The organism is Aliihoeflea sp. PC F10.4, from assembly GCF_054612275.1.
In genome coordinates this window covers 1-13,524 of sequence record NZ_JBTSWH010000005.1, presented here as the reverse complement: position 1 = coordinate 13,524, position 13,524 = coordinate 1, and the positions used below count along the sequence as shown (strand labels likewise).

The 13,524-nt window shown below is 60.1% G+C and carries 12 protein-coding genes and 3 pseudogenes; 10 read left to right on the top strand and 5 right to left on the bottom strand.

Going from position 1 to position 13,524, the window contains the following annotated elements; translation table 11 throughout:
• Position 1: 1 nt before the first annotated feature.
• Entirely contained in the window at positions 2-682 is a 681-nt protein-coding gene (locus ACX82Z_RS23620; RefSeq protein ID WP_459912317.1) for a plasmid pRiA4b ORF-3 family protein, read from the top strand.
• Entirely contained in the window at positions 654-863 is a 210-nt protein-coding gene (locus ACX82Z_RS23615; RefSeq protein WP_459912315.1) for a hypothetical protein, read from the top strand. The genes ACX82Z_RS23620 and ACX82Z_RS23615 overlap by 29 nt, the downstream gene beginning before the upstream one ends.
• 60 nt (positions 864-923) lie before the next feature.
• On the opposite strand, the gene ACX82Z_RS23610 is transcribed toward ACX82Z_RS23615, so the two are convergent.
• A complete protein-coding gene (locus ACX82Z_RS23610; protein WP_459912314.1) occupies positions 924-1,517 on the bottom strand; it encodes a recombinase family protein in 594 nt (197 codons plus the stop codon).
• Between the two features lie 155 nt (positions 1,518-1,672).
• Here ACX82Z_RS23610 and ACX82Z_RS23605 point away from each other — a divergent pair.
• Positions 1,673-2,709, top strand: a pseudogene (locus ACX82Z_RS23605) (DUF4158 domain-containing protein); the annotation flags it as partial.
• A gap of 20 nt (positions 2,710-2,729) precedes the next feature.
• Here the strand turns inward: ACX82Z_RS23605 and ACX82Z_RS23600 are convergent.
• A complete protein-coding gene (locus ACX82Z_RS23600; RefSeq protein WP_459590142.1) occupies positions 2,730-5,693 on the bottom strand; it encodes a Tn3 family transposase in 2,964 nt (987 codons plus the stop codon).
• Positions 5,694-5,822: 129 nt separating this feature from the next.
• Between ACX82Z_RS23600 and ACX82Z_RS23595 the strand changes: the two genes are divergently transcribed.
• Positions 5,823-6,422, top strand: a complete 600-nt coding sequence (locus tag ACX82Z_RS23595) for a recombinase family protein (protein ID WP_009452622.1) — start codon at positions 5,823-5,825, stop codon at positions 6,420-6,422.
• A gap of 142 nt (positions 6,423-6,564) precedes the next feature.
• On the opposite strand, the gene ACX82Z_RS23590 is transcribed toward ACX82Z_RS23595, so the two are convergent.
• From ACX82Z_RS23590 to ACX82Z_RS23580, 3 genes are all read right to left on the bottom strand, one after another.
• Positions 6,565-6,969 (bottom strand): MerR family transcriptional regulator, encoded by a 405-nt coding sequence (locus ACX82Z_RS23590; protein ID WP_009452623.1) that lies wholly within the window; start codon positions 6,967-6,969, stop codon positions 6,565-6,567.
• Between the two features lie 70 nt (positions 6,970-7,039).
• Positions 7,040-7,699 carry a DsbA family protein gene (locus tag ACX82Z_RS23585; RefSeq protein ID WP_028793180.1) on the bottom strand — a complete coding sequence of 220 codons (660 nt, stop codon included), beginning with the start codon at positions 7,697-7,699 and terminating at the stop codon, positions 7,040-7,042.
• Complete coding sequence (locus ACX82Z_RS23580; RefSeq protein WP_024706423.1) at positions 7,696-8,136, bottom strand: disulfide bond formation protein B; 441 nt, start codon at positions 8,134-8,136, stop codon at positions 7,696-7,698. Before ACX82Z_RS23580 ends, ACX82Z_RS23585 begins: the two co-directional genes overlap by 4 nt.
• A 221-nt stretch (positions 8,137-8,357) precedes the next feature.
• Here ACX82Z_RS23580 and ACX82Z_RS23575 point away from each other — a divergent pair, with 221 nt between their 5' ends.
• From ACX82Z_RS23575 to lspA, 6 genes and pseudogenes are all read left to right on the top strand, one after another.
• Complete coding sequence (locus tag ACX82Z_RS23575) at positions 8,358-10,490, top strand: heavy metal translocating P-type ATPase (protein WP_459590139.1); 2,133 nt, start codon at positions 8,358-8,360, stop codon at positions 10,488-10,490.
• 66 nt (positions 10,491-10,556) lie between these two features.
• Positions 10,557-11,174, top strand: a complete 618-nt coding sequence (locus ACX82Z_RS23570) for a cation transporter (RefSeq protein ID WP_459590138.1) — start codon at positions 10,557-10,559, stop codon at positions 11,172-11,174.
• On the top strand, positions 11,167-11,670 hold the full coding sequence (locus ACX82Z_RS23565; RefSeq protein ID WP_459912312.1) for a copper chaperone PCu(A)C: 504 nt from the start codon (positions 11,167-11,169) through the stop codon (positions 11,668-11,670). Before ACX82Z_RS23570 ends, ACX82Z_RS23565 begins: the two co-directional genes overlap by 8 nt.
• Positions 11,667-12,287 carry an SCO family protein gene (locus tag ACX82Z_RS23560; protein WP_012092648.1) on the top strand — a complete coding sequence of 207 codons (621 nt, stop codon included), beginning with the start codon at positions 11,667-11,669 and terminating at the stop codon, positions 12,285-12,287. Before ACX82Z_RS23565 ends, ACX82Z_RS23560 begins: the two co-directional genes overlap by 4 nt.
• A pseudogene (locus tag ACX82Z_RS23555) lies at positions 12,287-13,029 on the top strand (cytochrome c biogenesis CcdA family protein). The gene ACX82Z_RS23560 and the pseudogene ACX82Z_RS23555 overlap by 1 nt, the downstream one beginning before the upstream one ends.
• Before the next feature lie 25 nt (positions 13,030-13,054).
• Positions 13,055-13,518, top strand: a pseudogene (gene lspA / locus ACX82Z_RS23550) (signal peptidase II).
• Positions 13,519-13,524: the final 6 nt, after the last annotated feature.

Below are 13,524 nucleotides of genomic sequence, written 5' to 3'. Positions count from 1 at the left end.
GATGAGCATGCCGGACGAGACAATCAATTCTTCGAGCGGGACCAGTCGTTCGATCTTGCAGCTCAACCTCAGCCCGATGGTCTGGTGGCGCGTGCTGGTACCGACGACCATGTCGCTTCACGATCTGTACGGCGTCTTTCAGGTGGCGATGGGCTGGCGAAGCCTGCACCTTTTCCAATTTCGGATCCACGCCGTACATTACGGTTCCTGGGACTTGGGAGCGGAAACGCCTGATCGGGCGCTGGGTGGTTTCAATTTCCGCGACGGTGACAAGTTCGTCTACGAGTACGACATGACCGACTACTGGGAGCACGAAGTCCGGGTCGAAGCGCGGATCGGGCCGCGGCCTGGCAAGCGTTACCCGGTCTGCATTGGCGGCCACGGCGCCTGCCCGCCCGAAGACTGCGGCGGTCCGGCGGGTTACGACGAACGCAAGGCCGAAGCGTTGGGGTTCGATGCCTTCGAAGACATCGATACGATGGTCGATCTTCTGGACCGGATCGTGGTGCAAAATCAGCCGCATCTCCTGAACGACGACGAGATCCGCTGGCAGCTTGAGGACGCCTTGGAGCGGAACCGGGCCCGTGAGCCGTTCTGGAAGGAGCGTTTTGACCGGCGCGCGGTGAACGCGCGGCTGCACGCGAGCGAGCATCATGTCTTCAAGCATCAGCACTTCTGCTGAGCCGGTGCTCGCGATGGGCCAACATCTCGGCGGCGAACACCGCTGCATCCTCGCCACGGACATCGTCGATCTCGCGGACGATCGCTCTGCCAATGGGCATGGTGACCCGGTCGAAGGCGCGCTGCAGCAGCGCGGCGTTGGTTTCGGCGTAGATCCGGGTAGTGCCGATATCTCCTCGTGACCGAGCATGCGCTGAACGTCGGTGATTGGGGTCGGAACAAGAGCAGTGCAAAATCGTACGCTAAGCTCGAACGGATCGTGAACCCTCGTCGCGAACCCGCATAATGGTCTGTCGGCTGGTGGCAAATTTCCTGGCGATCGCTGAAACGCTCATCCCCTTGGCGAGATCACCGCGCACATCTTGCTTCTGCTTTTCACTGAGCCTCGAAGGGCGACCGAGGGCCTTTCCTTCCGATTTGGCGCGCTTGAGACCGGATTGTGTCCGCTCGATCAGCAAATCCCGCTCGAACTGTGCGACGGCATTGAGCACGTTCATGGTCATCGTGCCGGCCGAGCTGGCGAGATCGGCGCCGCCCAGTGCGAGGCAATAGACCTTCACGCCCATTTCGGCCAGCGTCCTGACGGTGGTGCTGACGTCGATCGCATCACGACCGAGCCGGTCGAGCTTGGTCACGATGAGAATGTCTCCGGACTCCAGCTTATCCATGAGCCGGGAAAAACCACGGCGCTGCGCAATGGCGGTGCTGCCGGAAACTGTCTCGGTGACGATGCGGCGCGGTTCGACGTGAAAGCCGGCTGCTTCGATTTCCTGAAGCTGGTTTTCGGTGGTCTGCCCGATCGTGGAGACGCGGACATAGGCGAAGGTGCGTGGCATAGGGGTCAATTTTGTCCGAATAGGCTGTCCGGAATATCTTTCCTGTTCGAAACCCTGTCAAGATAGTTTGTGGACAGGCTTTTTTGCCCCTGTACGGAATCGTCCGTTTCCGAACAGAGGCTTGGGCCAGCGGTACAGAGTTGCGGGAGTAAAAGATGGCCAAACGGACGCTTCTAAAGTGCAGGATCGTCAGGAGCTTTTCGACATACCAGCCGACGAAGACAGCCTGATCCGCCATTATTCGCTGTCGCCGGCAGATCGGCTGGAAATCGAGCTTCGCAGGCGCAAGCACAACCAGCTCGGCTTTGCCGTGCAGCTCTGCCTGATGCGCTATCCTGGCCGGTCGCTCATGCCGAACGAGACCCCTCCGGGCGCGATGCTCAATTATGTCGCCGAGCAGATCGACGCTGATCCCAGACTATTTGATCTCTACGCCCGGCGTGAGGAAACTCGCCGCGATCATATCGCACACCTGCTCGGCTATCTGGAAATGAGAAACCCGACAGCCGATGCCCGTCGTGCGGCGCTGATGGCAGCCATCGAGGCAGCCTCAACAACAGATAAGGGGGCGGTGATTGCAAAGGCAATCATCGCCACGTTCCGGGAGCGCCGGGTTCTCCTGCCGGCGGTGAACATGATCGAACGCATGGGGTTGGCAGCGCGCGCTGTTGCTCGCCGCCGCGCAGAGCACGCGCTGATCTCCGATCTCGATCCGGAAAAGCTTGAAAACCTCGATGCACTGCTGAACGTTGATCCGGCGATCGGACAGACGCGCTTTCATTGGCTGCGCTCCGCTCCCGACGCCCCTGGAGCGGGCAATTTGGTCGGCTTGACGGAACGGATCGCGTTCCTGCGCTCGCTTGGGATCGATCCTCGTTTGCAGGCCCGTATCCCCTCCGGACGATGGGAGCAGATGATCCGCGAAGGTGATGCCACACCGGCTTGGCTCGCCAGCGACTTCAACGCCAGCCGTCGCCGTGCGACAATCGTGGCCCAGGTGATCAAGCTCGGCCAGAAGCTCACCGATGATGCGGTAATGATGTTCATCAAGCTGATGGGCCGGCTATTCTCCCAGGCCAACAACCGAAAAAAGCAGCGTCACATGAACGCCCGCATCGAAACATCCAAGGCGCTGCGACTGTTCCTCGACACGATCGTTGCCTTGCAGGCAGCGAACGACAATGATGTCGATCCCATGATGGCCTCTGTGCATTATCGGGACATAGATTCACGGTAGCTATCGGGGATTCGAAGGGGCATGAGTCCGTCGGCATCGAGTTCAATGCCGTCTGACCAGACATAATCGCCGGTGAGGTTGATCCGGTCCCAGCCCAAAGGTGAAAGCTGCGAGAGTAGAGCGGGATCAATTTTCACTCCGCGACTTCCAAGTTCACTCACGGCGCGGTCGAGATAGCGGCAGTTGAACAGGATGATTGCGGCGGTGACGAGATTGAGTGCTGCCGCTCGCATTTGCTGATTTTCGATACCGCGATCCCGGAAGCGGCCGAGCCGGTGGAACGCAACCGCGCGCGCCAGACTGTTTCGCGCTTCGCCCTTATTGAGTTCACCCGTGACAAGCTGGCGAAGCGCCGGATCCTTGAACCATCGCAATGTGAAGAGTGTGCGCTCGATACGGCCGACCTCGCGAAGGGCAGCGGCAAGGCTGTTTTGTTGCCGGTAGGCTGAGAGCTTTTTCAGGATCAGCGATGGGGTGATGGTTCGGTCGCGCATCGCCCTAATGACGCGATGAATGTCGTGCCAGTGATTGACGATCAGATCGCGGTTGAGCCTGTTCCCGAACAGCGGCGCGAGGCGTCCGTAACGCTTGGGCGGCTCGAAGGAATAGAGGCGGCGATCGGAGAGGCGCGGAATACGTGGCTCAAAATCAAGCCCGAGCAGGTCCATGACCGCAAACACGATATCGGAGACGCCGCCGCCATCGACGTGCAGCGCGGAAAGGTTGGCGTTGCTTTCGTGGCCGAGAATGCCGTCGAGGGCATGGATCGCTTCGCCGGCAGTGCCCGCGATCACGGTTTGATGGAGCGGTGCGTAGCGGTCGGTGATGGTGGTGTAGATTTTGACGATCGGGTCGCGGCCGTAATGCGCGTTGACCTGACCGCCAGCCTCCCCGGCGCCACCAAGATAATAAGCCTGCCCATCGGCAGAGGCGCGCCAGCCCTCACCGAACCAGGCCGCCATTGGTTCGGCCTGTATGGCGTCGGTCAGACAGCCGAGCGCGGCGCGAAACGTCTCTTCACGCATGTGCCACGTCTGCATGCGCAGGAGCGTGCGCCGCGATGCCACGCCGCAGACCTCAGCCATCCGTGACAGGCCGAGGTTCGTCGCTTCCGCAATCATAGCTGCGAGAAAGGATCGTTCATCGCTGGGCGGCAACCCGGTCGAGACATGACCGAAATGGCTGGTGAAACCGGTCCAACGTTCGACCTGAGACAAAACATCGGTGATGCGCGTCGTCGGCACGAGATTGTAGCAGGTCCGGACGAACTGTCTGCCATCGTCGCGTTCGGCAAGATCGGTTTTCGGCTCTTTCGGAAACCGCAGTCGGTCACCGGAAAACAGCGCGGGATCGCCGCTGGTCAGCCCCCCTGATACCTTGAGCAGCGCAGTATCCAGTTCGGCCGCGCGGGCATCGAGCCACACATGAGGATCAGGAATATCGGAGACCTGTGCCGGGACCGGATCCGTACTCGGTGAAAGCAGCGTTTCCAGAGAGCGGTGCAGTCGGGAGGTTGGCACCCAGATGTCGCCCGCCGCCAGTGCTCCAGCCAACGCGGAATAGGTCGCCAGCTCCCAATGGGTTCGGTCGATCTTGTCGTCCGTGACGACATAGCGCTGCCATCGCCGCTCGATATGCCCGAGCGGCAAGCCATCAGGGAGCGCCGTGCGCCAGTCGCCATCGAGTTCGGCCAGGATCGCCATCGCTGCACAGAGCGGCGCGGTACCCTTGCGACCCTCGAACGTGAACGCTTTCAGGAAGCGCGGCCCCGCCCGCTTGAACGTCCGATATTCTGGCCCGATTTCACTGATGGCATTATCTCGTCCCGGCCTCGTGGTTCGCCGGAGAAGAGCAGCGTCGGCATCGATCGTATCGAGCGAGGCGACCGCTGCGACCGCTGCTGCAATATCGCCGCCGGCGCGTGCGGCTTTGCTGACCGCCTCAAGCACGTCGGCGACACGGATTAATCGGTCGCGGCCCTGGTCGGCAGAAGCGGCAACCGTCTGTTCAAGGCGTTTGCGGGCACGCAGATGCGCTCGCCCGATGAGCGAGTCGAACATACCGATAGCTGTGTCAGTCAGCGTGGCCTCAAACTCGCGCAGCGTCGCCACAAGAATAACATGCCGCCGCGCCGACCCCATCTGCTGGAATGCCTGCGCGGTGTAGCGGACCCCTTCGCGCGCAAATTGCTCCATTCGGGGTTCGTATCGTCTATCGATGGCGGGCGTCCTGATGCCGCGAACCAGTGCGATCTTGTCAAGAATACCGACGAGCGAGGCAGAGGCGACGCGCGGGGTGGGTTCCCGTAGCCAGGAAAATCGGCTTTGCCTATCGTGCGTTTTCTCGGCGATAAGCGCGTCAAGTCGGCTATGGGTGGCCGGATCGAGACGATTGTCGATGTCGGCGATGATCCGGTTTTCGGCCGCGTGCATCGCTTCGGCGGCCATGCGCTCGACCACGGTGATTCCGGAAATGACTATCTTACGGAAGCGCAGTTCGTCGAGGAAGTTGCCCAACAAGACGCGTCCGTTGGTCAGGCCGACAGCTTCGGCTTCCAGCCACGCTCGAAGCGTTGCGCGCATCGGCTTGGTGAGGTCGGTGAACCCGAAACGCGCCTTGATCGCGAGAAGCTGATCGTAGCGTGTGGGCGTCCGTCGTGCGAAACCGCCGATCACTTCTGCATCGATCCCGATCTGCTCAGCGATATGGTCGAGCATGACAGCGGGCAGCAATTCGCCGCGTCGGAGATGCCTCCCCGGATAACGCAGACAGCAAAGCTGCAAAGCATAGCCAAGCCGGGTCTCAGGCGTGCGGGCGCTGTTGATGGCAGCTAGGTCGTTTACGTCCAGACTGTGATGGCGGACGACCGTCGTCTCGTCTTCGGGCAGCGCCAACAAAGCGTCGCGCTGAGGGCCGGTCATGTAAATGCGTGCTGGCATCGGTTATCCCTTTCAAAAATCACTTGCCTTTTGATACAGTTTTGCAAGAGGATTGTGAAAGGCATTGAGCCTTGATTTGCGGTCATGGTCATCCTGCTTCCGTAGACGGCCGTTTGTGAAAGGATCGAATTGAGCACCGCACCTTATTTGATCGGCTATGCTCGCGTGTCGAAGGGGGACGACCAGTCGAACGCAGCACAGTTGCGCGCGCTGACGGCAGCGGGTTGTAAACGCGTCTTCGAAGAATCCGCCAGCGGCGGGCGATGGGACCGGCCGAGGCTCCAGGAGATGATCGGCCAGCTACGGGATGGCGATGTCGTTGTTGTCTGGAAGCTCGACCGGCTTTCGCGAAGCCTGAAAGACCTGCTGCACTTGATGGAAAAGATCGAAGCGGCGGGGGCCGGCTTCCGGTCGCTGACCGAAGCGATCGACACGACGACACCGGCAGGCCGCATGATGATGCAGATGGTCGGCTCATTCGCCGAGTTCGAGCGCGCCATGATCCGCGAGCGGACTAGCGCAGGGCTAGCGCAGGCGCGGTTGGAAGGGCGGCTCGGTGGTCGGCGGCGCAAACTTGACGATAAGAAACGGCGTGAGATCGCCGAATCCGTTGTTGCGGGGCGCAAGTCCGGCGCCGAGATGGCGCGGCTCTATGACGTGAGCGAGCCAACCGTCTCAAGAATCGTTGCCGAATATCGTCAGCGGGAAGCCCATGAGGCCTTGGCATGACTTGGATCCGATGACCTCCATGGGGTGGAAAGCGGAAAGGCCGCTTTCAGCAGCCAACCCTTCCAAGCGGAAGATGTCGAACGACCTACCAATTGCAGTCGATCAAGACATGGATCGTCGGCAAAGCTGCATGGACCTCCGATCATTTCGGCGACAGGGTTTCAATGATCCGGCAATCGTCGACGATGCCGCACTCGCACTGGTCGATCATTCTGTCGAGTTCGGCCTTGAGCGCCATGAGATCAGTGATCTTCTTTTCGACCTCTGCACGATGTTCGCTAGCGATGGCATCAACTGCTGCGCAGGATTGTCCGCGATTGTCGGATAGCGTGAGAAGCGCTCTGATCTGGTCGAGCGAGAAGCCCAGGTCACGTGCCCGGCGGATAAAGCTCAGCCGGTTCAGATGGTCTGGCTCGTACGCCCGATAATTGCCTTCGGTACGCGAGGGCTCGGGCAGTAGACCGTTCTTCTCGTAAAAGCGGATCGTTTCGACCTTGGTACCGGTTTGCCTTGCAAGATGACCGATCGTCAGAATTGAAGAGTTCATTTTATGACCCTATAGCGTATACAGGGTCATGTAGGTTCTATTTGGACGTTTGTCGATCTCGATGGCTCGCCTAGTGCGCCGCTCTGGCGCTCTCCACCTCTTCACGCACCAGGTCGTGGAGTTGCTGCGGTCCGAAGGATTCCAGCGGCCTGCCATTCACGAAAAAGGTCGGTGTCTGGCGCACATTATTGCTCTGAACATCGGCCATATCCTGCTCAAGAACGGCGTCAATCTCGGCCGAGGACATCTCACGCCGTGCCTGCTCAACATCCAACCCAGCCGCCGCCACGATTTCCCAGGCTTTCTCGAGATCGGGTGCACCATGCACGGCCCATTCCGGCTGTCGCGCCAGCAGGGCTTCCAGTATCGGTTCGTATCTGTCCTGAAGACGGGCTGTTTCCAGAATCCTGACGGCTTCGTCAGATCCGTCATGGAAGGGCGCGTATCGGATGACCAGGCGCGTCTCGGCAGGGAAATTCGCCATGATCTGCTTAACGGCTGGATAGAAAGCTCGGCACGCCTCGCAGGACGGATCAAAGAATTCCACGATCGTCACCGGCGCATCCGCTGGGCCGATTACGGGTGAATGCGCCCTGACCAACGCATCACCTTGCGCCGGTGCAACGGGCTGTGCCGAGAGGCCGCCGTACCGGTCGTAGATAAAGGCACCGCCTGCAAAGACAATCAGTGCGACAAGGCCAGTGAGAAGTACGATGGACCGTCTGGTCATGTTGAACGTCTCCGGTGCGCGAGAACGAGAAGAAGAGCGATGCTCCCAAAGGCGGCGAGCGATAGGTAAGGGAGCGGCAAAATGCCAAGGACCGTCATCTCGACGCCAGAACATGACGGGCCGTCTTGTGTACAAGGCTCGATGGCTGCTGGAAGGATCCTCGCATAAAGGAGGGAGTGGAATGCAGCGATGGCGGCACCTAGGGCAGCCAGTGGAAGTCCGTACCGGGAAACGCTGGCATCACCTCGAAAGCTAGCGACAGCCAGAATGACCGCCAGCGGAAACATGAAAGCGCGCTGATGCCAGCACAGATTGCACGGCGTCTGTCCCATGACCTCACCAATGAAGAGAGCGCTGAGCGAGGCGGCAAGCGCAATGAGCCATGCCGAGAAGACGAACGCCCAGGTATTTGCAGTCGTGCCCGCCCCGGTGGTCATAGCACTCCCTTTCGCCATCGTTTCGCTTCGCTCCATTTACCTTTGCATTCAACTATTTCTGCACCCTGTACCCACTACAGGGTCAAGGCTCCTTAATGAAGTTGTACCGCGAATTTGCACGTGGATCGCAGCGCGAAATCAAATAAACGAAGTCCACTCTTGACCCTATAGTTGCTACAGGGTCTATCTGCGGTGTCACATTAAACCATCGAGGTGACACCATGGCGGCAGCGAGCCCTTACAGACTGCGTATAGAAGGCATGGACTGCGCCTCGTGCGCATTGAAAATCGAGACGGCGATGCAACGCCTGCCGGGCGTTAGCGACATCAATGTCAGCTACGCCAACGAGACGCTAGCATTGCAACTCGATGAAGACCGGACGGCCCTCGGCACTATTGAGCAAAAGATCCGAGCGCTCGGGTACACGCCAGTGATCGAGCAGGCTGAGACGAAGGGGGGTCCGCCTCGGAAGCGCATCACAGAGGCGTGGTGGAAAGGCAGCAAGGGTCGGCTTGTACTGCTGACCGGCGCACTGTTCATGCTTGCCTTCGCCATTGCGCGTATCCTGCCGGATTGGGAGCAATGGCTCTATTCAGGTGCGGCCCTGATCAGCGTTATCCCGTTCGCGCGGCGGGCGGTCGCCGGTGCGATGTCCGGCTCACCCTTCACCATCGAGACGTTGATGACGGTCGCGGCACTCGGCGCGGTCGCCATCGGCGAGGCCGAAGAAGCTGCTGTCGTGATCTTCCTGTTCGCAGTGGGCGAGCTGCTTGAAACCGTGGCGGCAGGCCGTGCGCGGGCAGGCATTGAAGCGCTGATCGATCTCGTGCCCCGGGTCGCGTTCCGCGAGCGTGATGGTGTCATTGAGCAGGTCGCTGCCGAAGAGTTGGCTATTGGTGATGTCGTCGTTGTTCGGCCTGGGGACCGTGTGCCGTCTGACGGCACGGTGATTGATGGTGCATCTGAGGTCGATGAGGCGCCCGTGACAGGCGAATCCATGCCCGTGCTTAAAGAAGCCGGCGCAAACGTCTATGCCGGCAGCATCAATGCAAATGGCGAGTTGCGAGTGTCGATCAGTCATGTCGCGGCCGACAATACCATTGCCCGCATCATCCACATGGTCGAGGAAGCTCAGGAATCAAAGGCCCCGACGGCGCGTATGATCGACCGTTTCAGCCGCTGGTATACGCCTGGCGCTATGGTCGTCGCGGCTCTGATCGTCGTGGTGCCGCCGCTCGCCTTCGGCGGTGACTGGATGACATGGGTATATCGGGGTCTTGCGACGTTGCTGATTGCTTGCCCCTGCGCGCTCGTGATTTCCACGCCGGCGGCTATTGCCTCGGGTCTTGCCGCCGGCGCGCGTCAGGGATTGCTGATTAAGGGGGGCGCGGCACTGGAAATACTCGGTAAGGTCGTAACTGTTGCCTTCGACAAGACAGGAACGCTGACGCGTGGCCATCCCCAGGTGACGGACATTGTGCCGATCAATGGGGACGAGAACGCCGTCCTTGCCATTGCAGCGGCCGTCGAGCGCAGCACCAGCCATCCTCTCGGGGTTGCAATCGTGGAGGCGGCAAAAGTGCGGGGGCTCGAACTGCCCGTCACCTTCGGGGGCGGCGTTGCCACACCCGGCAAAGCGGTCACAGCGCGGTTGAAGGACGGCTTCGCTTCGGTCGGGTCTCCCCGTCATGCCGCCGAACAGGCTGCCCTCGAAGAGAACATTGCCGAGACGATCACCACACTGGAGAGCCAGGGCAAGACGGTCGTCGTGCTTATAAAGGGCAAGACCATCGAGGGATTGATCGCGTTGCGCGACGAACCGCGCGACGACGCTATCGAAGGTGTGAAGCGGCTGACAGATCGCGGCGTGCGCCCTCTGATGCTGACCGGCGACAACAAGCGCACGGCCGACGCCATTGCGGCTCATCTCGGCCTTGAGGCGAGCGCCGAACTTCTGCCCGACGCCAAGCTCGCCGAGATCGGCCGCCTCAGGGCTGATGGACCGATTGCCATGGTGGGAGACGGTATCAACGACGCTCCGGCGCTCGCTGCTGCCTCCGTTGGCGTTGCCATGGGTGCGGGCACCGACGTCGCGCTGGAAACCGCTGATGCCGCGCTGCTCAGAAACCGGGTGACGGGTATCGCTGATCTCATCGGATTGTCGCAGGCGACGCTCGGCAATATCTGGCAGAACATCGCAATAGCGCTTGGTCTGAAGGCTGTCTTCCTCGTGACGACTCTATTCGGCATTACCACGCTCTGGATGGCCATCCTCGCCGATACGGGCGCTACTGTCCTCGTTACGGCCAATGCGCTGCGCCTGCTGACCTGGCGCGGCACCCGCGACAAATGAGCTTGAACAGTGCGCACATGCAGGTCGCGGCTTCCACTTCTCGCCAAGAAAGCCGAGGTATAATTTATGAGTAATCAGTCCCAGGGCAGTGCCAATTCATCCGAGAAGAGCGAACAATGGGCGCTCGCATGGGTACTTGCGATTAATACTGCCCAGGCAGCCATTGTGGGGGGATTAGGGTGGTGGGCTCAGTCAACAGGATTGATGGGCTCTGCACTCGATAATCTTGGCGATGCCGGTGTCTACGCTATTAGCCTTTTCGTCGTAGGTCGCGGTTTGGCGGCGAAGGTTCGAGTTGCCCGGCTGTCGGGTATCCTTCTGATGGTTTTCGCTGGTCTTCTTCTATTTGAAGTCGGTCGTCGCTTCTTCACTGGCTCCGATCCGATAGGGCCGGTCATGATTGCCGTGGCAATCGCGAGCGCGCTTACGAATATGATCTGCATGTGGTTCCTGAATTCTCATCGGGAAGGCGGCGTGCATCTGCAAGCCTCATGGATTTTCACGACAAACGACATGCTCGTGAACTCAGCCATCGCGCTTTCGGGTCTGGCCGTAATCCTTTTCAATTCGCCCTACCCGGATCTGATCATCGGCCTGGGCGTGGTTGTTGTCGTTGTCAGAAGCGGCTTCGAAATCCTTGAGAAGGCCGGCGAAGCTGGAAAAGGAGAAAAGGAACATGACTAGTTTGCGAGCCCTATCCGCCGCCTTCCTTGCCCTTGCAGTGTCGATCTCTCCTGCTGTGGGTCACGACTTCCAAGCTGGTTCGATCACCATCAATCACCCGTGGTCACGCGCGACTCCGCCGGTCACGCCGGTAGCCGGCGGCTATCTGACGCTGACAAACGATGGCGATATGGCCGATCGCCTGGTTTCAATCTCATCACCTCTGTCAGACCGGGTGGAAATCCATGAGTTGACCGTGAGCGATGGGGTTGCCAGCATGAGGCCTGTGCAAAATGGCATCGAAATTGGAGCTGGCGAGACCGTCGAGCTTCAACCTGGCGGTATGCACATCATGTTCTTGAAGCCATCGCGCCCTTTGAAGGATGGGAAGCGGTTTGCCGCGACTCTTGTGTTCGAGCAGGCCGGTGCGATCGACGTTGAGTTCGTTGTGCAGAACATGGGTGCTCGTCCGGAATTTGCGAACGAACATGACGGGCACGGAGAGGCTGTCCAATGAGCGGCGTCAAACTTTTCCGCCTTGTTGCATGGGTTGCCGTCGCCGCTGTCGGCGGGCTTTTCATCGGCCTGTCCGTATCCAAGCCTTGGCAACAGCAAACCGTGGCGGTCGCGTCCTCGACAGGCACGGCAGCCATCGGCGGCCCGTTCCAGCTCACATCCCATCGAGGCGAAACGATCGACAATGCTGCGCTGGCCGGAAAGCCTTATCTCGCCTTCTTCGGCTTCACCCATTGTCCCGATGTGTGCCCGACGACGCTCTATGAACTGAGCGATCTCATGAACGAGCTCGGGCCGGTGGCCGACCAGTTCAACGTCCTGTTCTTCACCGTCGATCCCGAACGGGACACACAAGAATTGCTGGCTCAGTACATGACAGCCTTTGATAACCGCATCCTCGCACTGCGGGGAAACCGACAGGAAACGGACGCTGTGGTGAAGGCCTTTGCGGCCTATGCGCGAAAAGTGCCTCTGGAAGGGGGCGAATACACAATGGATCATACCGCCGGCGTTTACCTGATGGATGCCGAGAGCCAATTCGTCGGCACGCTCGACATGCACGAGCCGCGTGAGATTCGATTGCAGAAGCTCCGCCGCCTGGCGGGCGAGATTGGCTGATGGAGTTCTCCAGTATCGGAATAGCGACGGCTTTCGCCGCAGGTGTCGTATCCTTCCTGTCGCCCTGCGTCCTTCCGCTGGTGCCGGGCTATATCTCCTACGTCGCAGGCCGCACGATTAGCCCGGATGGCACTGCGGCCGATGCCGAATTCAAGGCGGCAAGCCGAACTCTCGGCCTCAGCCTCTGCTTCGTGCTCGGCTTTACGACCGTGTTCGTCCTCCTTGGGGCCAGCGCAACCGTGTTGAGCCGGCTCCTGCGCATGTATCTTTTCGAAGCGAACCTGATCGGAGGCGTAATCGTCGTCCTCTTCGGTCTGTTCACGACAGGCCTCGTACCAATGCCCTGGCTCAATCGTGAAGCGCGGTTCCATGCCAATCCGGGCAGCGGAAGCGCCGGCGCGGCTTATCTCCTCGGTCTCGCTTTCGCGTTCGGCTGGACTCCCTGCATCGGACCAGTGCTGGGCGCGATTCTGACCCTCTCCGCTGCCAACGCCACGGTTGCAAGCGGAACGACGCTGCTCGCCGTCTATTCCCTGGGCCTTGGCCTCCCTTTCATCTTGGCGGCTTTATTCATGCGCGGGTTCATGGCGCGGATGATGTCGATGCGCCGCACCGGCCGGGTGCTCAAAATCGTCGCTGGTGGGGTGATGGTGGTGATGGGCATCGCCATGATCACCGGCCATCTCTTAGCTTTGCAATATGGCTGCTCCAGACGTTCCCGGCCCTCGGTCGGATCGGCTAAGCCGGAGTTTAAAGGACATTCGGACATGCTCAGGCTCGGCCTTCCACTCGCCCTTGGCGGGTTTTTCATTGATCAGGCGACGAAGTGGTGGGTCATGGACCATGTTATGAATCGACCTCAGGTCATTCCGGTCACCGGCTTCTTTAATCTCGTGCTCGGCTTTAACACCGGCGTGAGCTTCGGATTGTTCGGCCAGGCGCCGGTTTGGCTCCTGATGGCGTTCCCGCTCGCTATAGTCGCCGGCCTCCTTATCTGGATCCATCGAAGCGACAGCCGCCTGACGGCATCCGCCCTCGGGCTCGTGGTTGGGGGGCGCTCGGCAATCTGCTCGACCGGCTCCGGCAGGGTGCCGTGACGGATTTCCTGGATTTTTACATCGGCAGCTATCATTGGCCCGCCTTCAATCTTGCCGACGTGGCGATTGTCTGTGGGGTCGGGCTTTTGCTGGTGGAGAGCGTTCTGGCACGAGGCAAAACAAAGGCTGCATGAACAGAA